19 protein-coding genes are annotated in these 20,209 nt (G+C 72.0%); 9 read left to right on the plus strand and 10 right to left on the minus strand.

The window, feature by feature from the left end; translation table 11 throughout:
• Positions 1–13: 13 nt before the first annotated feature.
• Positions 14–877, minus strand: a complete 864-nt coding sequence (locus M1L60_RS01340) for an SDR family NAD(P)-dependent oxidoreductase (protein ID WP_253235369.1) — start codon at positions 875–877, stop codon at positions 14–16.
• Positions 878–934: 57 nt separating this feature from the next.
• On the opposite strand from M1L60_RS01340, the gene M1L60_RS47655 reads away from it, so the two are divergent.
• Complete coding sequence (locus M1L60_RS47655; protein ID WP_253235370.1) at positions 935–1,576, plus strand: TetR/AcrR family transcriptional regulator; 642 nt, start codon at positions 935–937, stop codon at positions 1,574–1,576.
• On the opposite strand, the gene M1L60_RS01350 is transcribed toward M1L60_RS47655, so the two are convergent.
• The gene (locus M1L60_RS01350) at positions 1,551–1,922 is read right to left on the minus strand and encodes a hypothetical protein (protein ID WP_253235371.1); all 372 of its coding nucleotides are present in this window, start codon (positions 1,920–1,922) and stop codon (positions 1,551–1,553) included. The genes M1L60_RS47655 and M1L60_RS01350 overlap by 26 nt on opposite strands.
• Before the next feature lie 190 nt (positions 1,923–2,112).
• On the opposite strand from M1L60_RS01350, the gene M1L60_RS01355 reads away from it, so the two are divergent.
• Positions 2,113–2,451, plus strand: coding sequence for an ArsR/SmtB family transcription factor (locus M1L60_RS01355; protein WP_253235372.1), 339 nt, complete (start codon positions 2,113–2,115; stop codon positions 2,449–2,451).
• A gap of 262 nt (positions 2,452–2,713) precedes the next feature.
• Here M1L60_RS01355 and M1L60_RS01360 read toward each other — a convergent pair whose 3' ends face one another.
• Positions 2,714–3,262 carry a TetR/AcrR family transcriptional regulator gene (locus tag M1L60_RS01360; RefSeq protein WP_253235373.1) on the minus strand — a complete coding sequence of 183 codons (549 nt, stop codon included), beginning with the start codon at positions 3,260–3,262 and terminating at the stop codon, positions 2,714–2,716.
• Between the two features lie 107 nt (positions 3,263–3,369).
• Here M1L60_RS01360 and M1L60_RS01365 point away from each other — a divergent pair, with 107 nt between their 5' ends.
• The 3 genes from M1L60_RS01365 (at position 3,370) to M1L60_RS01375 (ending at position 6,424) form a co-directional block, all read left to right on the plus strand.
• Positions 3,370–4,200 (plus strand): SDR family oxidoreductase, encoded by an 831-nt coding sequence (locus M1L60_RS01365; protein WP_253235374.1) that lies wholly within the window; start codon positions 3,370–3,372, stop codon positions 4,198–4,200.
• Positions 4,201–4,576: 376 nt separating this feature from the next.
• Positions 4,577–5,623 carry an aldo/keto reductase gene (locus tag M1L60_RS01370; RefSeq protein ID WP_256515816.1) on the plus strand — a complete coding sequence of 349 codons (1,047 nt, stop codon included), beginning with the start codon at positions 4,577–4,579 and terminating at the stop codon, positions 5,621–5,623.
• A 9-nt stretch (positions 5,624–5,632) separates the two neighbouring features.
• Positions 5,633–6,424, plus strand: coding sequence for an SDR family oxidoreductase (locus tag M1L60_RS01375; protein ID WP_253235376.1), 792 nt, complete (start codon positions 5,633–5,635; stop codon positions 6,422–6,424).
• A gap of 283 nt (positions 6,425–6,707) precedes the next feature.
• On the opposite strand, the gene M1L60_RS01380 is transcribed toward M1L60_RS01375, so the two are convergent.
• Both M1L60_RS01380 and M1L60_RS01385 read right to left on the minus strand, forming a co-directional pair.
• Positions 6,708–8,522, minus strand: coding sequence for a putative bifunctional diguanylate cyclase/phosphodiesterase (locus M1L60_RS01380; RefSeq protein WP_253235377.1), 1,815 nt, complete (start codon positions 8,520–8,522; stop codon positions 6,708–6,710).
• Between the two features lie 100 nt (positions 8,523–8,622).
• Positions 8,623–9,345, minus strand: coding sequence for a copper homeostasis protein CutC (locus tag M1L60_RS01385; protein ID WP_253235378.1), 723 nt, complete (start codon positions 9,343–9,345; stop codon positions 8,623–8,625).
• Positions 9,346–9,708: 363 nt separating this feature from the next.
• Here M1L60_RS01385 and M1L60_RS01390 point away from each other — a divergent pair, with 363 nt between their 5' ends.
• Entirely contained in the window at positions 9,709–10,236 is a 528-nt protein-coding gene (locus M1L60_RS01390) for an AAA family ATPase (RefSeq protein WP_253235379.1), read from the plus strand.
• On the plus strand, positions 10,237–10,974 hold the full coding sequence (locus tag M1L60_RS01395) for an Mrp/NBP35 family ATP-binding protein (protein ID WP_253235380.1): 738 nt from the start codon (positions 10,237–10,239) through the stop codon (positions 10,972–10,974). It begins immediately after the preceding gene.
• Here the strand turns inward: M1L60_RS01395 and M1L60_RS01400 are convergent.
• The 4 genes from M1L60_RS01400 to M1L60_RS01415 are packed head-to-tail and all read right to left on the minus strand — an operon-like array spanning position 10,971 to position 16,425.
• Positions 10,971–13,169: an FtsX-like permease family protein gene (locus M1L60_RS01400; RefSeq protein ID WP_253235381.1), complete on the minus strand. Its 2,199-nt coding sequence runs from the start codon at positions 13,167–13,169 to the stop codon at positions 10,971–10,973. The genes M1L60_RS01395 and M1L60_RS01400 overlap by 4 nt on opposite strands.
• Positions 13,166–13,849, minus strand: coding sequence for an ABC transporter ATP-binding protein (locus M1L60_RS01405; protein WP_253235382.1), 684 nt, complete (start codon positions 13,847–13,849; stop codon positions 13,166–13,168). The genes M1L60_RS01400 and M1L60_RS01405 overlap by 4 nt, the downstream gene beginning before the upstream one ends.
• Positions 13,846–14,370 carry a PadR family transcriptional regulator gene (locus M1L60_RS01410; protein ID WP_253235383.1) on the minus strand — a complete coding sequence of 175 codons (525 nt, stop codon included), beginning with the start codon at positions 14,368–14,370 and terminating at the stop codon, positions 13,846–13,848. The genes M1L60_RS01405 and M1L60_RS01410 overlap by 4 nt, the downstream gene beginning before the upstream one ends.
• 45 nt (positions 14,371–14,415) lie before the next feature.
• On the minus strand, positions 14,416–16,425 hold the full coding sequence (locus M1L60_RS01415; protein ID WP_253235384.1) for an MMPL family transporter: 2,010 nt from the start codon (positions 16,423–16,425) through the stop codon (positions 14,416–14,418).
• Between the two features lie 134 nt (positions 16,426–16,559).
• Here M1L60_RS01415 and M1L60_RS47660 point away from each other — a divergent pair, with 134 nt between their 5' ends.
• Both M1L60_RS47660 and M1L60_RS01425 read left to right on the plus strand, forming a co-directional pair.
• The gene (locus M1L60_RS47660; protein ID WP_253235385.1) at positions 16,560–17,735 is read left to right on the plus strand and encodes a sensor histidine kinase; all 1,176 of its coding nucleotides are present in this window, start codon (positions 16,560–16,562) and stop codon (positions 17,733–17,735) included.
• Positions 17,732–18,445: a response regulator gene (locus M1L60_RS01425; RefSeq protein WP_308208407.1), complete on the plus strand. Its 714-nt coding sequence runs from the start codon at positions 17,732–17,734 to the stop codon at positions 18,443–18,445. Before M1L60_RS47660 ends, M1L60_RS01425 begins: the two co-directional genes overlap by 4 nt.
• On the opposite strand, the gene M1L60_RS01430 is transcribed toward M1L60_RS01425, so the two are convergent.
• Positions 18,372–20,204 (minus strand): glycoside hydrolase family 127 protein, encoded by a 1,833-nt coding sequence (locus M1L60_RS01430; RefSeq protein WP_253235386.1) that lies wholly within the window; start codon positions 20,202–20,204, stop codon positions 18,372–18,374. The two genes, M1L60_RS01425 and M1L60_RS01430, sit on opposite strands and share 74 nt — an antisense overlap.
• Positions 20,205–20,209 lie beyond the last annotated feature (5 nt).

Consider the following 20,209-nt stretch of genomic DNA (forward strand, 5'->3'; position numbering starts at 1 on the left):
CGGGATTGCTTGGTCAGTCCTGTGGATAAGTGGCCGGGTAGGGCTGGCTGAAGTCGGCCGAGCGGCCCACCGCGGCCCACTCGTCGACCTCGGCGATCTGCTTCTGCGAGTACGCCCGCGACATCTCGACCGCGTTGACCCCGATCGGCAGGTGGGTGGGCAGGTGCTCACGCTTGACCAGCTGGACCAGGATCTCGCCGGCCCGGGCGGGATCGCCCGCGACCAGGTTGGCCGCCCGGCCGGCGCCGCCCGCTGCGACCTGGCCCACAGTATCGGCGTACTCGGAGGGGATATTGTGGACGCTCATCGACGAGCCGGCCCAGTCGGTGGCGAAGCCGCTCGGCTCGACCACGAGTGTGCGCAGGCCGAACGGCGCTGTCTCGGTGGCCAGCACCCGGGTGAAGCCGTCGACCGCGAACTTGGCCGCCTGGTACGAGCCGAGCCCCGGTGTGCCCCCGACCCGCCCGCCGACCGACGAGAACTGCACGATCGTGCCCGCGCCCTGCTTCTTGAGCACCGGCAGCACCGCCTGGGTCACGTTGTATACGCCCCAGAAGTTGGTGTCGAACTGCCGGCGGAAGTCGTCCTCGTCGGTCGTCTCGATCGGCCCCACGTTGGCGTAGCCTGCGTTGTTGACCACGACGTCGATGCGCCCGAACCGCTCGACAGCCTGGGCCACCGCGATCTCGGCCGCCGCCCGGTCCGTCACGTCGAGGGCAACCGCCAAAACCTTGTTTCCGTACGCGGTGACGAGCGCGTCGAGGTCGGCCGGCTTCCGGGCCGTGGCGACGACCTGGTCGCCCGCCTCGAGGGCGGCGCGAGCGAGAGCGGCGCCGAAGCCCCGCGACGATCCGGTGATGAACCATGTCTGTGTCATGGGTTTAGTGAAACGCGGTTTCGTTAATACCGCAACGGCGTTGTGTAAGCTGAGGGTGTGACGTCCAATACCCGGGCCCGCAGCGCCGAGGCCAAGCAGCAGCGCGAACGGGCGATCCTCGACGCCGCCCGCGCGCTGGCCACCGCGCGCAGCGTTCGCGAGGTGACCCTGACCGACGTCGCGGCCGAGGTCGGCCTGCACAAGTCGGCGATGCTGCGCTACTTCGAGACCCGCGAGCAGATCTTCCTGGCGCTGGCCGTCGAGTGCTGGGCCGACTGGACCGAGGGCGTCCGCTCGTCGTGGGAGTCGGGCCCGCCGGAAGAGGTGCTGGCCCGCTCGTTCGTGTCGCGCCCGCTGTTCTGCGACCTGCTGGCCCACATCCCGCTCAACCTCGAGCGCAACGTGTCCTTCGAGTCGGTCCGCGTCTACAAGCGCGCGTCACTGGCCGCTGTGCGGGCCGTCGCCGGTGATCTGAGCCGGCGCGAAGAGCTGAGCGAACAGCAGGCGTACGACGTCGTGGCCACCGCGGCCGGTCTGGCCGGGGCGCTCTGGCAAATGGCCGCGCCCGGCACTCAGTTGCGCGAGTTCTACAAGTCCGAGCCCGAACTGGCCCACGCCGTCGTCGACGTCGAGCCCCGCCTGGTCCGCACTTTAGGTGCGCTGATCGCCGGATTCAGATCTCCAACTGCTTCTCGATGATCCGCAACTTGTGCCGCGCCATCGCCAGGTTGGCGCGATCCCGGTTGAGGGCGAGATAGAGGAAAAGGCCACCGCCGTCCGGTGCTGTGATCGGCCGGAGCAGGTGATATTGCGAGTCGAGCGTGACCAAAATGTCCTCGACCCCTTCCCGCAGGCCGAGCATTTCCAGCGTCCGCAGTTTGGCCCGCAACACCTCGGTGTTGGCCGCCGCCGCCACGGAGACGTCGAAGCCGAAGCCGCCGCCCGCCGTGGCCAGCGCCATTCCGCTGGTCCAGTCCACAATCGCCACCGCGAGCGCGCCCTCCAGCTGCAGTGCGTCCTTGAGTGCCACGTCCATGTCGGCCATTCCCCGTGTGCTCCTTCCGTGTCCGTGCAACGAGCATGGCCGATCGTTGCGGACGTCGATCGGACACGCTGTCCGTCCTGGACACGGGCCCGGCTCGGAACATATAGGTGATTACGCCGGGACTTGAAGAATTCTGCAATTCGCCACCTGGACAATTGCTGATTTCGCATTTCAGGTGGGAGAGAAGTCGATGTCCGTGCCGCTTTACCAGGCCAAGGCCGAAATGTTCCGCACTCTGGGCCATCCCGTACGCATCCGCGTGCTCGAACTGCTGCAGGCCGGCCCACGCCCGGTCCGCGACCTGCTGTCCGAGATCGACGTCGAGCCCTCCAACCTGTCCCAGCAACTGGCCGTCCTGCGCCGAACCGGCGTGGTGGTCTCGTTCCGCGACGGCAGCCTGGTCATGTACGCCCTGAGCACCCCCGACGTGGCCGACCTGCTGGCCGCCGGCCGCCGAATCCTGAGCGCCGTCCTCACCGACCGCGACGGCCTGCTGGCCGAGCTGCGGGCCCACTCGCCCTCCGAATAGGGCGCCGGTCTCACCGACCGTGACGGACTACCCGCCGAGCTGCGGGCCGACTCACCCCCGAGTAGTCCGCCTCGCAGCTCCGCCGCCCGCCGCACCGCCTCGCCCTGCGCCGACCGCCAAAGTCCGCCCGACGCGTCAACGCCGTAGCCAACCTGCTCGCCGCAGGCCGCCGCAATCTCGGCGGCGCCTTGACCGGTCATGAGGGCCCGCCGCACGGGCCATGGGAGCGGCTACTGGGGGTGAGGCGTCGTGCGGATGGTCGTCAGAGTGCCTTGATGATGGCCTCGGTGGCCGCGACTACCGTCGCCCGGTGGATCCGCTGCCGGGCCGAGGTGGTGGTTTTCAAGCCCGCCGGCATGTTGACCCAGGTGGTGGCGATCGCGATCACGATCTCCAGGATGTCGGTGGCGGCCAGGTCGTCGGGAAGGTCGAGAGCCTTCCGTACGGCCTGGGCCTTGGCCCGATGGGACTCGATCTCACCCGGGGTGGCGTCGCTGCGTTCCAGGCGGCTCCACTGGGTCAACCGCATCAGGCCCGGGGTGGCCGCGAGCGCGTCGAACAGCGCGCCGGCATAACCAGGCAGGTCGTCCGGGTCGAACGGCGCCTCGTCGGCCAGCACGCCCAGGCGGGCCGCCAGAACGGCGTCGAACAAATTTTCCTTCGACCCGAAGTACGCGTAGATGGCCTGCTTGTTGGCCTGCGCGGCGGCCGCGATGCGGTCGACCCGGGCGCCGGCCAGGCCACGCTCCACGAACTCGTCGTAAGCGGCGTCCAGCAGCCGGGAACGAGTGGCAGCGGAGTCGTAACCCATGGCCAGAGCGTAGCAGCGTGACGAAACCAACTGGATGGTTGACTTCGCGGCCAAGCCTCGGTTAGCTTTCCAACCATCCAGTTGGTTTAGAGGTTGGGAGCACCCAGATGGCGACCTGGTTCATCACCGGAGCGTCGGCCGGCATCGGCCGCGCGGTCGCGGAGCAGTTGCTGAAAGCGGGACATCGCGTCGCAGCAACGGCCCGCGACGAGAACCGCCTGGAAGTCCTGCGGCGGCAGGGCGGCGAACTCTGGACGACCACCCTCGACGTAACTGACACCAGGGCCGTACGCGACGTTGTGGGACGAGCCTTCGCCGACCTGGGCCGTATCGATGTCATCTTCTCGAATGCCGGCCGAGGCGCGGTCGGCGCGGCCGAGGAATTGTCCGACGAGGCCATCGCCGAGCAGATCGCGGTCAACCTCACCGGGCCGATCCAACTGATCCGGGCCGCGTTGCCGCACCTGCGAGCCCAGGGCGGCGGCCGCATCATCCAGACCACCACGATGGGGGCCCAGATCAGCAGTCCGGGGGCGAGTCTCTATCACGCGTCCAAGTGGGGGATCGAAGGCTTCCTCGAATCGCTCGTCCCCGAGGTGGCGCCGTTCGGCATCGGCGTCACGATGATCGAGCCGGGCAGCGTCCGCACGGACTTCGGCGCCGCGCTGTCGATCGCCGATCCGCTGCCCGCCTACGCCGCCACGCCGGCCGGCCGGCTACACCGCTACATCAAGGCCGGCGGCGGCAACCTCACCGCCGACGCCCCCGGCGACCCGGCCCGGGTAGCCGCCGCCATCATCACCGCCGCGACGACAACACCCGCACCCCGCCGCCTGACACTCGGCTCCGACGCCCACGCCGCCGTCCAGGCCGCCCTCACCGGCCGCCAAGCGGAGCTCGACAAAGCTTTGGCCGCTTCCACCGACTTCCCGTCTTGAAAGGCCGGCCCGCCGCGAGTGTCGGGTTGGACAGTCGGCCTGTCGGCTTTGCCGCCGTCCACGTCGTGCTGAGTGGGGTGCGGCGCTGAGCTGAGCAACTTCAGCTCCTCGGGTCGTCTCGGTCGCGGTCACCAGGTCGCGGTGCTTGGCTCTGCTGCCTTTCGTTACTTCGCGGTGCTTGGCCTTGCTGCCTCCAGTTACTTCGCGGTGCTTGGCCTGCCGCCCCAACCTCTTGGCGGTGCTTGGCGTGGCCGCCACCGACTTTCCGTTCTGAAACACCCGTTCGTTGCGAGCCGTCGAGATGGACACCCTGGCTGTCGAAAGTGAGTGTCCGCAGCTTGTGCGGTGAGCGTTTACTCCGTTGAAAGGTAGAACTTTGAATCTCACCGATTACCGCACGCTTGGCCGTTCTGGGCTTCGGGTCAGTCCGGTTGCGTTGGGCACCATGACGTTCGGGGATCCGTCGTGGGGGGCCGATGACGAAACGTCTACCGCGATCCTCGAGCGCTATCTGGATGCCGGCGGGAACTTCATCGACACGGCCAATGCCTACATGGGTGGCCGGTCCGAGGAGGTGCTGGGGGCGTACCTGGGGAAGAACCCGCGCCTTCGGGACCGGCTCGTCCTCGGGAGCAAGTTCGCGCTGAGCATGGATCCGTCCGACCCCAACAGTGGGGGTGCGGGGCGTAAGGCGATCCGGCAGCACATCGACGCGTCGCTGCGGCGGCTCGGTACCGACTATCTCGACCTCTACTGGCAGCACAACTGGGATCGGCACACTCCGTTGGAGGAGACGCTGTCCACGCTTGATGACCTCGTGCGGGCGGGCAAAGTTCGTTATGTAGGACTGTCGGACACTCCGGCTTGGGCCGTCGCACGCATGGCCACCCTGGCCGAGTGGCGGGGCTGGGCCTCCATCGCGGCCATTCAGGTCGAGTACAACCTGCTCGAGCGGACCAGTGAGGGGGAGCTGTTCGGCGTGGCCGAGGAGTTCGGGCTGGGGGTGATGCCGTGGAGTCCGCTGGCCAATGGCGTGCTGACCGGCAAGTACAACCGGGAGAACCTGGCGCCCGAAGGCGCCGGGCGTGGTCCGTTCGTCGGACGGCACCTCACCGAGCGCACTTTCGCGCTGCTGGACGTGCTGGCCGAGGTCGCCGCCACGCACGCCACCACGGTGGCCGCCGTCGCGCTGGCCTGGGTGCGGCAGCAATCGCTGGTCACGTCCACGATCGTCGGGGCGCGGACGGTCGCTCAGCTCGATGCCAACCTCGCCTCGCTGCGGGTCGAGTTGTCGGACCTGGAACGTTCCAGGCTCGACGGGCTGACCACGCCCGACCTGAACTTCCCGGCGGAGTTCCTGCGGGCGTTCGGGGTGCCGGCGCAGCAGGGGACGACCTCGATCAACGGGATCGCCGCCCGATAGGGTGCGCGCATGAGAACTGCGTTGGTCACCGGCGCCTCGTCCGGCATCGGCCTGGCCACGGCGATCGCCCTCGCCGGGCGCGGCTACCGGGTGCTCGGCACCAGCCGGCGCCCGGAGGCCGTGACGCCCCGATCGGGAATCGATTATCTGCCGCTCGACCTCAACGAGCCGGAGTCGATCGAAGCCCTGGCCGAGCGGGTCAAGGACGTCGACATCCTGGTCAACAATGCGGGGGAGAGCCAGTCCGGGCCGTTCGAGGAGTTGCCGGCCGATGCGTTGCAGCGGCTGTTCCAGGTCAACGTGCTCGGCCCCGTACGGCTGACGCAGTTGACCCTGCCCGGCATGCGCGAACGCGGCTACGGGCGGGTGGTGATGGTCGGCTCGATGCTGGCGTCGTTCCCGCTCGCTTATCGATCGTCGTACGTCGCGACCAAGGCCGCCATCAAGGGCTTCAGCAACGGGGCCAGGCACGAATTCTCCCCGTACGGCGTGTGGTTCACGACGGTCGAGCCGGGTTCCATCAGCACGGGTATCAGCGAGCGCCGCACCAGCTACATCGAGCCGGGCTCCCCGCACGCGCCAGACTACGAACGCATGCTGGCCGCCCTCAACCGCAACGAGGCGAGCGGCACCTCGGCCGAGCGGGTCGCCGCCACCATCGTCACCGCGATCGAGGCGGCCAAACCCCGCCAGCGCTACGCCGTCGGCAGCAACGCCGCGCTGGTCTTCCCGGCCCGCCGCTTGCTCCCGATCTGGCTGGCCGAAAAACTGACCCACCGCCGCCACGACCTCTCCCGCTGACGCGGCGGCACGATCCGCGACCTGGAACTGGAACGGCCCAGCGGACGACCGCGCGGCTGGCTGGCCCGGTGGGCGACTGGGTGGCCGGGCGGCTCCGAGGACGCCGCGTGGGAGGGGCGGTCCAGTGAACGACGGCGTGGCCGGGCGGCTCAATGGGCGACCAGGTGGCCGGAAGGCTCAGAGGACGCCGCGTGGCTGGGCGGCCATGCGGGCGAACGCGTGGCCGTGGTGGCTCAGTGGGCGACCGCGTGGCCGGGCCAACTGGTGATGTGGCGAAATTGGGTCAGCCGGCGGCGGTGTGGTGTGAGGTGGTGAGCGGGCTGAGGTCGGCGGCGGGTTTGCCGAAGTAGTAGCCCTGGCCGTATTCGTAGCCGAGGGCTCGCAGGTAGGCGGCCTGTTCGGCGGTTTCGATGCCTTCGGCTACTGCGCGCAGGCCCAGGCCCGTGCTGACGTGGATCAGGGCGTCGACGATGACGGCGCGGCCGCCCTCGGTGATTTCGTCGACGAAGGACTTGTCGACCTTCAGGACGTCGACCGGGACCGTGCGTAGCAGGCCCAAGGATGAGTGGCCGGTGCCGAAGTCGTCCAGGGCGATCCGCACCCCGGCGCGGTGCAGGGCCTCCACCGCCTCGATGGCCACGCCGCCGCCGAAGATGGCCGTTTCGGTGACCTCGACCAGCAACGCGGACGGCTCCAGGCCGTGCTCGGACAGCACGGCCGTCACCACGCCGGCGAAGCCGGGCTCGCTGAGCTGCCGGGCCGACACGTTCACGCTGATGTAGCCGGGGGCCTCCGCGCCCCGGTCGCGGCGCCACCTGGCGAGCTGGGCGCAGGCGGTGCGCAGGATCCACTCGCCGAGTTCGACGATCAGGCCGTTGTCCTCGGCGACCGGGATGAAGCAGGCCGGGCTGACCTGGTCCCGCACCGGGTGCTGCCAGCGGACCAGCGCCTCCACGGCGACTGTATGACCGTCCGACAGTTCGACGATCGGTTGATAGACCACGTGGAAGTCGCCGTCGGACAGGCTGTGCCGCAGGTCGGCGCCGAGCCGTTCGGCGGCTTCGGCCCGCTCGTCCAACTCGGGGCTGTAGACCGTCAGGTGCCCGCCGGAGGCCTTGGCCGCGTACCGGGCCGTGTCGGCTCGCCGGACAAGTTCGACCGCGTTCTGCTCGGACCCGGCCGACACCCCGAGCCGGGCGCTGAGCAGCAGTTCGTGCTCGCCGGCGTGCACGGGCCGGCGGACCAGTTCGGCGATCCGCCCGGCCACTGCGGCGGCCTCGCCGGGCCGGGTGTCGCGCACCAGCACCGCGAACTCGTCCGCGCCCATCCGGGCCACCAGATCGTCCCCGCGCACGCTGTCGCGCAGCAGGCCCGCCACCGCGACCAGCGCCTGGTCGCTCACCGCGCGGCCCAGCCGGTCGTTGATGTGCTTGAAGCCGGCCAGGTCGAGCATGACCACCTGGCACGGGCCGTCCGCGGCGGCCCGAGCGGCCAGGCGCTCGAACTGGCGGCGGTTGGGCAGGCCGGTCAGGTCGTCCCGTTCGGCCTGGTCGCGCAGCTGCCGGGCCTGCCCGTCGACCCGCGTGATGTAGCCGGACAGGCGGGTCGCCACCAGCACGAACAGGGCCATCGAGCCGAACGCCGCGGTCAGCCAGAAGTCCCGCCCGGCGCCGCTCTCGCCGTGGGCCAGCATCAGCCCGGGGACGAGCAGCATCGAGCCGGTGAGCACCAGCAGCCGGCCCCGCCCGAGCCGGTCGCTCTGCGCCGCCGGGGGATGGGCGGCCGACGGGTGCAGGGCGGCGGCGGCCCAGAGGACGTACGCCAGCAGGTAGCTCGTGAACACGACCGAGCTGAACCGGGCCGAGAACTCGGGCAGCAGCGTGTAGATGGCGTTGGCGGCCAGGGTGAGGGCGCTGGCCGCGGTGAGCAGCCACAGGCTCGCCGTGCGGGGTCCGCGTTGCAACAGCATCGGCACGATCACCGCGCACAGCAGCACGCCCGCCGTCGGGTAGCCGGCCGTGACCGCCCGGGACAGCAGTGGCAGCGACGAGTCGGTCAGGATCGGGTCGATCACGACCGTCCAGTAGACGATGCCCACGCCGACCGTGATGATCGCCGAGTCGATGACGGTGCCGATCCGGACCCGTCCGCGCTGCCGGGTCAGCAGGAACAGGGCCGCGACCAGGAACGGGGTTGCGTTATCCGGCCAAGGTGCGCAGCACGTCGATGACGCGGCGGGCCTCGTCCTCGTCGGTCGTCTCGCGCCCGGCGCTGTCGGCCGTGCCCAGCGAGACGCCGACGGCGTCGCGGACGACCCGCTTGGCCGAGGCGTGCACGGCCGGGACGCCGGTGGCCACGATCTTCTCGACCACGCCCGGGTGGATCCCGCCGCCGGCCATGATCTCGAGGCGGCCGGCCGCGGCGGTCACGAGCCCGGCCAGCGCCGGCAGCGCGTCGGCGACCCGAGCTCCCCCGGCCGACGTCAGGATCCGCCGCACCCCGAGCCGAACGAGCTCGTCGAGGCCCGCGTACGGGTCTTCCACCATGTCGAACGCGCGGTGGAACGTCACGTCGGCCTCGCCGGCCGCCTCCACCACGCGCGCGGTGAAATCACCGTCGATCTTTCCCCCGCGTACGGCCCCCACGACCACCCCGGCCGCGCCGGCGCGCACGACATGGCGTACGTCGGAAAGGGTCGTCGCCACCTCGGCCGGCTCATAGTCGAAACCGCCGGGCCGCGGCCGGACCAGCACGTGTACCGGGGGCATGCCGGGCGTGCCCACGGCCGCCTCGACGAACCCCAGCGACGGCGTCACCCCGCCCAGCGGCAGCGCCGAACAGAGCTCGATCCGGTCCACCGGGAGCCGCGCCGCCACGGCCAGCCCGTACGCATCCTGAACAGCCAGCTCAAAGGCAACCATCAGGCCGCGATCTCCCGTTGTCTCAAAGCGGTCACGAACCCCGGAAGTATCCCATCGACGCCCGCCCACCCGCGCAGCGGCTCGCTCGGGAACGTTCCGGGGTGAGGCGAGCGCCGCACACGGACGACCGGTCGAGCGGCGCTGTTGAGGGGCCGAGACGCCGAGGCGAAGTGGCGTGAGGCCGATGGACGGAGGCGTCGCAGCGTTCTAGTGTTCGGGACGTCGCGGGGGAGAGGCTGACTTCGATGAGCACGGGCGCTGTTCGGGTGGCTGGCGCTGCGCGCGGCTCGGGTTCACGCCGCACCGCAAGATCACCGCGGCGAGCGGGCACGAGATGACCATGATGTGGCGCCCACCCCAGCCATGACCAGGCACATTCTGACCGGCACGCCGGGGTCGGGCAAGACGGCGTTGCTGCGCGGGCTCGAGGTGGCCGGGTACGCGGTCGTCGAGGAGGCCGCGACCGACGTGATCGCGTTGGCGCAGGCCCGGGGTGTCGAGGAGCCGTGGCGCGAGCCGGCCTTCATCGACCAGGTGCTCGAGCTGCAGCAAGAGCGGCAGCGCCGGGCCGGCGACGGCGTCACGTTCTTCGACCGGTCGCCCGTGTGCACGCTGGCGTTGAGCCGCTATGCGGGGGTCGAGCCGTCGGCGGGGCTGCTGGCCGAACTGGACCGGATCCGGGAGGACGGCTTCTACGAGCCGCACGTGTTCTTCGTACGCAATCTGGGTTTTGTCCGGCCCACGGCGGCCCGCCGGATCTCGTTCGTGGAGTCGCTGGCCTTCGAACGGATCCACCAGGAGGCGTACGCCGAAATGGGTTTCACGATTGTCGATGTGCCCGCCGGGCCGCTGGAGGATCGGCTGGCGGTCGTCACGCAGTACGGTGTGTGAATGGGCGAGACGCCGATCATCGCGGTGGCCAGTGGCAAGGGTGGCGTCGGCAAGACCAGCGTGGCCGTGGCCCTCGGGCGGCAGCTGGCCCGGGCCGGTCGCCGGGCCGGGCTGGTGGATGCCGACATCGCCGGGCCCGACGTGCCGCGCATGCTGGGGATCCGGCGGGACGCGCCGGCCCGCACGGTGACCCTGGCCAGCTGGAACCGCGGCGGCCGCGACCCGGGGCTGGAGGCGGTGGAGGTCGACGGGCTGAAGGTCGCCTCGGCCGGGTTCCTGGTCGCCGGTAACCAGGGGCTGGCCCTCGGCACCGATCTGGCCGACCTCATGCTGGGCCGCCTGCTCAAGGAGACCGACTGGGGTGACGTCGAGGTCCTCGTCGTCGACCTGCCGCCCGGCATCAGCTTCACGCAGCAGGGCGTGCTGGCCGGCGCCGGGCGGGTCGGGACGATCCTGGTCGTGACGCCGGCCGAGGTCTCGCACCTCGACACCGGGCGCGCGCTCAGCGTGCTGCGCTCAGTACGCACGCCCGTGCTGGGCGGGGTCGAGAACATGGCGTACTTCGCTTGCCCGCACTGCGGCGAGCAGACCGACCTGCACACACCGGCGCCGGCCGACCGCACCATCTGGGCCGACGGCGTGAAACGGCTGGCCCGGCTGCCCTTCCGGCCCGACGGCGTGATCGAGCAGGCCGACTTGGCCCCCGTGCTGGCGACGGTCGACGCCCACATCGGTTAGTCACCGCGGGCGGCCTCGGGGCCGGTGATCTGGCGCAGCAGGGGCAGGGTCAGGCTGATCACGGCCAGCGAGGCCGCGAGACCGCCCAGCACGGTCGCGTAGAACGACAGGCCCGGCGGGTGCAGCGAGATCTGCATCTGCGCCCGCAGGAACAGGTGGGCCGCGAGCAGGCCCGCGCCCAGGGCAACCGCCGCCGCGGCCAGCAGCGGGGTCACGCTCTCGAGGGCGACCACCCGGCGCAGCGTGCGCAGCGGCACGCCGGTCAGGCGGAGCAGGCTGAACGGGCGCTTGCGTTCGCTCAGGCCGGCCGCGATGCCCACGGCCAGGCTGCACCCGGCGACGGCCAGGCTGGTCAGCACGACCACGTCGGCCAGGCGTTGCCAGCCCTCGAACGTCCGCGCCGACTCGGCGTTCCATTCGGCGTCCGTGTACGGCGAGTACAGCATCGGGTGGGCCGTACTCAGGGTGGTACGGGCGCGTTCGAGCGCGGCCCGGGAACCGTCGGTGTACGTGACGATCGAGTCGACGGCCAGGGCCGGCAGCCGGTCGGGCGCGACGTCGGCCGTGGGCCAGACGCCGTCCCAGCCTTCGGGGCCTTCCAGCCCGTTGTAGACCCACGCCGTGCCGGCGCCGGGGGCACAGCGACCGTTGGACGGCATGGCGGCCAGGTCGGCGCAGGACACCAGGGCCGTGGGCCAGCCCCAGTCGCCCAGCGGCACCTCGGGCGGTGGGCGGTCGGCCGGCGGGTGCCGGGTCACGGCGATCTCCCGTACGCCGGGCTGGGTCTTCAAAGCGGCCGGAACCGGATCGCCGGTCGGAGCGGGCAACCCCTCGCGGAAGATGGTGTGCAGCACCGAGCTGTGGGCGCTGCCCGCGGCCGGTCGGTCGGCGGCCAGCGAGCCCATGATGCCGACGGCCACTGTCATGACGAACAGGGCGATCACCAGCCCGCTGACCGAGCGGAACCCGGCCTTGGGGTTGCCCGCCAGCCGACGGGCGGCGATCAGCGCGGCCGTGCCGTTCGCGCGGCGGGCGGCGATGCGGGCGACGGCCATGGTCAGCCACGGCCCGGCCACGACCAGCCCGATCATCACCACGAGGATCCCGGACAGATAGGCCACGATCTGACCGTCCGTGGTGGACGGGCGGCGGCCGACGAAGTACGACAGCTCGGCCAGCCCGGCCAGCAGCGGGACGATCCGCCAGGCCCGCGGCGGACGGGCGGCAGCCCGGCGGGTGATGCCGAGCGGCGACACCCGTACGCGTCGCAGCGCGACCAGGGCGGCCAACGCGGCCAGCACCGGGACACCGAGGGCGACCGCCGGCACCAGCGGCAGGCCGAGGGCGAGATCGGCCGGGAACATGGGCGCGCCGGTGAACGGGATCGCGGCCAGCGCGTCGCGGAAGGCCAGGAACAGGCCGAACCCCAGCGCGGTGCCGGCGACGGCCGAGACTGTCGCCTCGACCGCGGAGACGACCCCGACCTGCCGGGGCGTGGCGCCGACCAGGCGCATGGCCGCGAACCGCTGCTCGCGGCGGGTGGCGGCGAGACGGGTGGTCGTGCCGACCAGGATGAACAGCGGGAAGATGAGCGCAGCCGCGACCACACCCAGGATCAGCTGGAGCCCGGCGGTGGGGATGCCGGCCCAGCAGCCGCCCGGGCAACTCGTGGGGGCGACGCTCGCGATGGTGCCGACCCGCCGGACGCCGGGGCGCTGGGACAGCTCGGCCGGGGACCAGCCGGCCACGGCGACCAGCGAATCGGGCGAGGGAAGGGCCTCGTCGCCGATGGTCCCCGCGAGGCGGCCGGGATAGCGGTCGGCCAGTTCGGCTCGGGGAGTGGTGGCGATCAGCTCGGCCAGGGCCGGGGACGCGAAGTATTCGCCGGGGCCGGGCAGGCGGGGCAGGCCGGGTGGCACCGGCGACTGCGGCCCGGTGGCGGCCAGGTCGACCCGGCCGATCGTGCGCGAGTCGAAGCCGTCGATCCGCGTCTGCCACCACAGCGGGTCGGGGCCGGCCTCGACGGTCGAGTTGGCCCAGCCGTAGCGGTCGTTCTGGCTCGACACGCCGCCCAGCCCGGCCAGCGCGGCCAGCAGCAGGCCGACCCCGAGGGCCATGGCCAGCGCGATGACCACCAGCCGGACCAGCGCCTCACGTCCCCCCGCCAGCGTGAGGCGCAACCCGAGGCGGATCATGCGGCGGGCTCCGCGGTCAGCGCCAGCACCTTGCCGTCACGCACGACAACTTCCCGGTCCGCGTACGCGGCCACGCGCGGTTCATGCGTCACGAGCACCACCGAGGTGCCCTCGGCGCGGGCCGAACCGACCAGCAGGTCCATCACCTGTTCGCCGGTGAGCGAGTCGAGCGCGCCGGTGGGCTCGTCGGCGAACAGCACCCGCGGGCGGGCGACCAGGCCCCGGGCCAGCGCCACCCGTTGCGCCTGGCCGCCGGAGAGCTCGCCCGAGGTGCGCGCGGCCAGCCCGTCGAGGCCGAGCCGCTCGAGTAAGACCCGGGCCTCGGCGGTCGCGGCCGAACGGCGTACGCCGGAAAGCAGCAGCGGAAGGGCAACATTTTCCTCGGCGCTCAGCTCGGGCACCAACTGTCCGAACTGGAACACGAACCCGAACTTGTCGCGGCGCAGGGCACTGCGTCCGGTCTCGCCGAGCCGGTCGATGCGCTGCCCGTCGAAGTGGATCTCACCCGAATCGGGGACCAGGATGCCGGCCAGGCAGTGCAGCAGCGTGGACTTGCCGGAGCCGCTGGGCCCCATCACGGCCAGAATCTCGCCCTCGCCCAGTCGCAGGTCGGCGCCGCGCAGGGCGGGCGTGCGGCCGAACGCGAAGTGGACGTCGCGGGCCTCGAGCACGGTCGTCATCGCCGGACCTCCCGGGCCAGCGCGTCGAGCCGGGCCGCGGTGAGCTCGATCCACCGCAGGTCGGCCTCGATGTGGAACAGGGCGTGGTCGGCCAGCAGCGAGTCGACCAGGCGGCCCGAGCGCTTGACCGTGGTCAGCTCGCGCATGCGCTGCATGTGGGCGGCGCGCTGGGTGTCGAGATACTGCTCGGCCGGGCGGTCGAGCAGCAGCGCGAGGGTCACCTTGGCGAACAGCACCGTCTGCAGGTGGGGTTCGGGGGCGACCGGCTCGGTCAGCCACGAGTCGACCTCGGTCGCCCCCGCATCGGTGATGACATAGCGCTTGCGGTCGGGCCCGGCCCCCGCCTCGGGGTCGCTGATCACGACCTTGCCGTCGCGGGCGAGCCGGCTGAGCGTCGAATAGACCTGGCCGAAGGAGAGCGGTTTGTCGCGCCCGAAGAACGCGTCGTAGTCGCGCTTGAGGTCGTAACCGTGGCTGGGCTCGCGTTCGAGCAGCCCGAGAAGCGTCAGCGGCACCGTCATGCGAGTGACTATACGCCGAGAGTATACGCCGAGAGAAGAGTGACCTCATCGGTGCTCCAGGGCGAGCCGGGGGAGGCGCCGGGCCACACCGGCCGGAAGCCACCACGCGCGGGCGCCGAACAGATGCATGGCGGCCGGCAGCAGCAGGCACCGGATGACTACGGCGTCAATCAGGACAGCGGTGGCCAGGCCCAGGCCGAACTGCTGCAGCATGCGGTCGGGCGAGAGCAGGAAGGCGCCGAAGACCACGACCATGATGGCGGCCGCGGCGGTCACCACCCGGGCCGTGGTGGCCAGTCCCTCGCGGATCGCGCCGGCGGCGTCCCGGCTGCGCTCCCACTCCTCGTGCATGCGGGCCAGCAGGAAGACCTCGTAGTCCATGGACAGGCCGAACACGATCGCGAAGATCATCACTGGCACGTACGCCTCGATCGGGCCGGGCGGAACGCCGAAGGCCCCGTTCTGGAAGACCAGCACGACCACGCCCATGGCTGCGCCGACGCTGAGCAGGTTGAGCACGGCCGCCTTGAGCGGGATCAGCACCGAGCGGAACAGCATCAGCAGCAGGAGAGCCGACAGTCCGACGACCACCGTCACGAAGACGGGCAGCCGATCCGAGAGCGCGGCCGAGACGTCGAGGACCGCCGCCGTGGGGCCACCGACGAGTGCGGCGCCGCCCAGGGCGCCCCGCAGGCTGGTGACCAGGTCCGCCGTCGCCTCGTCCTGCGGCGCTGAGGCGGGGATCGCGATCAGGGTCGTGAGGTCATCTCCCGGCCTCCGCATCGGATCCGTCACCGAGGCGACGCCGGGGGTCCCGGCCACGGTCCGACGCACGGACTCCACCGCCGCCGCGTCGGGCACCACGACCACGAGCGGACCGTTGACACCGGGCCCGAAGCCCCGGGCCAGCAGCTCGTACGCCCGGGTGCTGGTCTTGCCCGGGTCGTCGGTGCCCGCGTCGGCGAAACCGAGCCGCATGTCCAGCACCGGAACCGTCAGCGCGGCCAGGGCCAGGAACGGCAGCAGCACGGCCGGCCACGGTCGGCGGGCCACCGCGTCGCTCCAGCGGCGCCACAACCGGCCCTCCGCGCGTCGCCGCTTGGCCGCCGACCGTTCCAGCCGGGCCCCGAACAACCCGAGCAGCGCCGGCAGCAGCACCAGCGCGGCCAGCATCGTCACCAGCACGGTGACGGCCAACGCGACGGCGACACCCTGCAGGGCGCCCAGGCCCAGCAGGACGAGGCCGAGCAGCGCCACGATGACGGTCGTGCCCGCGAAGAAGACCGTGCGCCCGGCCGTGTCGAGCGCCGTGCGCGTGGCCGCGGCGCGGTCGGCGCCGGCCGCCAGCTCGCCCCGGAACCGCGAGAAGACGAGCAGCGCGTAGTCGATGCCCACCCCGAGCCCGACCAGGATCAGCAGCGGCGTGGTGAAGTCGGCCACCGTGGCCACGTGCGAGGCCAGCGTGACCAGGCCGATGGCGGTGCCCACGGCGAACAGCGCGATGATGATGGGCAGGCTGGCCGCGAGCAGCGACCCGAACAGCAGGACCAGGATCACCAGCGCGGCCAGCAGGCCCGCGCCCTCGGCCGCCCCGCCCTCGGCCTCCTCGGCGGCCCGCGCGGCGTCGCCGCCGACCTCCACTGTGCGGCCCGGGCCGCCGGTCGCGCGGGCGGTGTCGATGATGCGGCGGGTGGCCTCGGCCGGCATGGACTCGGCCGGGACGTCCAGCGTCACCGTGGCGTACGCGATCGTGCCGTCGGCCGAGACGGTCGGCTCCGTCACGCCGGTCACGTGCGGCAGCGCCCGGATTCCGGCCGGCGCCTCGAGGCCCGACAGGCCGGCCGGGTCGCGGTAGACCACCTGCAGCGTGCCCCCGCCCCGCGAGCCGAGCAGCTCCTGCGCTTGCTGGGATTCCGCGCCGGGCAGCGTGAAGTCGTTGCGGAAGTCGCTGCCGGCCAGGCGGGCGCCGACGGTGACCCCGGCCAGGATCAGCACCCACAGCAGCAACGCCTTCCAGCGGTGCCGGTCGGACCAGACAGCCAGCCGTACGAACATGGTTCCTCCCCGTGAGCGGCAACGGGAAGCGACGCTAAGCGGACCGGCCGCCCCGGCGAATCGCTCCGGGGTGGGTTCCCGGCATACCCCCTGAGGGGGAGGCTGGGTGCGCCCGGCCTCCGTACGCTGGCCGGGTGAGGATCAGCGTGGGAGCGCGCGGCCGGGACGTGGTCGACATCGGTGTGGTGCTGGTGGCCGGCGTCTTCACGCTGGGAATGCTGCACGAGGGCGGCCTGGGCGCGGCCGAGCCCGGCTATCGCGAGCTCGACGTCGCCGGTGTCCTGCTGGCCCTGGTCTCGATCGCGCCGCTGCTGGTGGCCCGCCGGTCTCCCGCCTTCGCCTGGGGCGCGACAGCGGTGGCCACCCTCACCCTGCTCGCCCTCGACTACGGCCTCGACGTGCCGCCGGGGCCGTTGATCGCGACCTATGTGCTGGCGGAAGCGGTCGGCGGCGACCCGTTCCGGCGCCTGTGGTCGGCGGTTGCCGTGGCCAACTACCTACCGGTGGCGATGACCCTGATGGCCGCCGAGGGGCACTCGCTGCTGGCCATGACGCCCGGGCTGTTCGCCTGGGTGGCCATGTTCGCGCTGGTCTGGATCGCCGGCGACCACGCCCATCTGCGCCGCCAGCGGATCGCCGAGCTCGAGGAGCACGCCCGGCTGCGCGAGCAGGACCTGGCCGCCCAGCGCCGGCTGGCCGCGGCCGAGGAACGCACCCGGATCGCCCGCGAGCTGCACGACTCGGCCGGGCACGCGATCAACGTGATCCTGGTCCAAGCCGGCGCGGCCCGGCTGCTGCACCGGCAGGACGCCGACCGGTCGCTGCGGGCCATCGAGACGATCGAGGAGGTCGCGTACAGCACGGTGGCCGACATCGACCGGCTGGTGCGGGCGCTGCGCGAGGGCGACGAGCCGGCCGACCCGGCGCCGGCCGACACGGCCGCGCTCGAGGAGCTGGTCGACCGGCACCGGGCGAGCGGCCTCGACGTGTCGGCCACGTTCCACGGGGCCCGGCGCGGGCTGCCCAGCGGCGTGGCCTGGGCGGCCTACCGGATCCTGCAGGAGGCGCTGACCAACGCCGCCCGGCACGGGTCGGGCTCGGCCGACGTGCGGATGTCGTACGGGCCGGCCGCCGTCGACATCGAGGTCAGCAACCCGGTCGGCGGGCCCGGGCGGTCCGGGGGCGGGCTCGGGATCGTCGGCATGCGCGAGCGGGCCTCGCTGCTGGACGGCACGCTGGAGGCCGCGGCCGGGGAGGCCGGCACGTTCCGGTTGAGCGCCCGGCTGCCGTACGCCGCGGCGGCGACGTGACGACCGTGCTGATCGTCGACGACGACGATCTCATGCGGGCCGGGCTGCGGGCCGTGCTCTCCAGCGACGACACCATCACGGTGGTCGGCGAGGCGGCGGACGGCCACGAGGCGGTGGCCCGGGCCCGCGAGCTCGGGCCCGACGTGGTGCTCATGGACGTCCGGATGCCGCACCGCGACGGCATCGCCGCCACCGCCGAGCTGAGCGAGGCCGCGCCCGCGACCCGGGTGCTGATCCTGACCACGTTCGAGGACGACGACTACGTCTTCGGGGCGCTGGCCGCGGGCGCGTCGGGCTTCCTGCTCAAGCGCACCCGCCCCGAACGCCTGATCGAGGCCGTCCACACGATCGCGGCCGGTGACTCGCTGCTGTCCCCGTCGGTCACCCGTACGGTCATCGACCGCATGGCCGCGGCCGAGCCCCCGGACCCGGCCGCGACCCGGCGGCTGCGCACCCTGACCGCCCGCGAACGCGACGTCCTCGACCTGGTCGCGCGCGGTCTTTCCAACGCCGAGATCGCCGCCGCCCTGTTCGTCGAGGAGTCCACGGTCAAGACCCACATGAAGCGCCTGCTCGGCAAGCTGGGCCTGCGCGACCGGGTGCAGGCCGTGATCGTCGCCTACGAGACCGGCCTGGCTAAGCCAGGGGCAGCCAGACGCGCATCGTCGACGGGCCCCGCGAGGCCCAGTCGTGATACGGGCGCAGCGTGACCGGCGCCTTCTCGAACGGCGGGTCGGGGCGGTCGGCCAGGTACGGCCAGTCGTCGTCGGGCGGATCGACGATGTGGCACTGGGCCGTGATGCCCCCGGCGCCGTCGTCGGTCAGCGGCTGCCCGGCGTCGAGGCGGAACGTGTCGACCGACGGCCCGGACGACTCGGCGCAGTAGACGACCGGGCCGCGCTCGACCGCCGCACACCCGCGGATGGCGTCGACCCGCGGGTCAGGGTAGGTCAGCCGGGGCTGGACGGGCAGGGAGAGCACGATCGTCTCGCCCTCGGCGAAGCGGCGGCGCAGCCGGGCCCAGCCCGGCTCGACCGGCTCGCCGTCGAGCGTCGCGCCGGTGGCCCAGGCCGGGACGCGCAGGGTCAGCGTCCACGGGCGCCCGGGGGAGCGGCGGACATGCACCGCGATGCGCCCGCTGACCGGATAGTCGGTGTCGATGTCCAGGGCCACGTCGCCCACCTGGAGCGACGCGGCGGCGTACTGGTGCAGCTGGATCCCGTCGTCGTCGGCGGTGGCCAGATAGGCGGCGAGGCCGGCGAACGTCCGCGAGATGTTGGTCGGGCAGCACGACACCGTGAACCAGGGCGCGCGCAGGTTCGACGACGCCCGCGGCACGATCTCGTCGGGCGGCGGCACTGTGCCGAGCGTCCGCTGGTGCAGGGTGTTCGTGTAGAAGAAGCGCGTGCCGTCGTCGGAGGGCGATGTGGCGATCACGTTGAACAGCGTGCGCTCGATGAGGTCGGCGTAACGCGCGTCCCCGTACGCCAGCAGCAGCCGCCAGGCCAGCATGACCGACCCGACACTGGCGCACGTCTCCGAGTACGCGCGATCGGGCGGCAGCACGAAGTCATCACCGAACGCCTCGTCCTGGTGGCGCGCGCCCACGCCGCCGGTCAGATAGACGCGCCGGGCCATCGTCGCGCGCCACTGCCGGGCCACCGCCGCCAGCAGCTCGTCGTCGTCGGTCTCGATGGCCACATCGACCGTGCCCGCGGCCAGATACATGGCCCGCACGGCATGGCCGCGAAGAACAGTCGCTTCCCGTACGGGCATGTCGTCCTGGAAATAGGCCCGGCCGAACTCGATGTCGGACAGGACGTGGTGCCCGCGCCGCTCCACGAACAGCCGCGCCTGTTCCAGGTAGCGCGGGTTGCCGGTCACCCGGTACAGCTCGACCAGGGCCGGCTCGACCTCGGCGTGGCCGCACACCGACTCGATGCCGCCCGGCCCGAACACGTCGCACAGGTGGTCGGCCGCGCGGACGGCGACGGCGACGAACTCGTCGTGGCCGTAGGTGCGGGCTCGGGCCACGGCGGCCTGGATCAGATGCCCGTACGAATAAAGCTCGTGCCCCCACTCCAGATCGCTGTAACGCGGCTGCTGACCCGGTCGCCCGAAGTTGGTATTGAGGTAGCCGTCCGGTTCCTGCGCGGCCGCGACCCGGGCCGCGACGGCCCGGAAGCGGGCGTCGATGGCCGGGTCCCGGGTGCGGCCGTACTCCCAGGCCAGCGCCTCCAGGAACTTGTAGACCTCGGTGTCGGAGAATTCGCGGCCCTGGCGGGGGCCGCCGTCGAAATTGCCGAGCCAGCCCGCCCTTTCCAGCCATCGTTCGATGTGGTCGAGCGTGGCCGACCCGTTGACCTGCTGTCGGTGGGCCCAGAAGCCGGGTGCGCGCAGGCTGACCTCGCTGAGGCCGAGCGGGCGCAGGCGGCCCCGGCTGGGCACGACGGGAGTGGAGACGGTCATGAGCA

Source organism: Paractinoplanes aksuensis, assembly GCF_024137025.1.
GTDB lineage: Bacteria > Actinomycetota > Actinomycetes > Mycobacteriales > Micromonosporaceae > Actinoplanes > Actinoplanes aksuensis.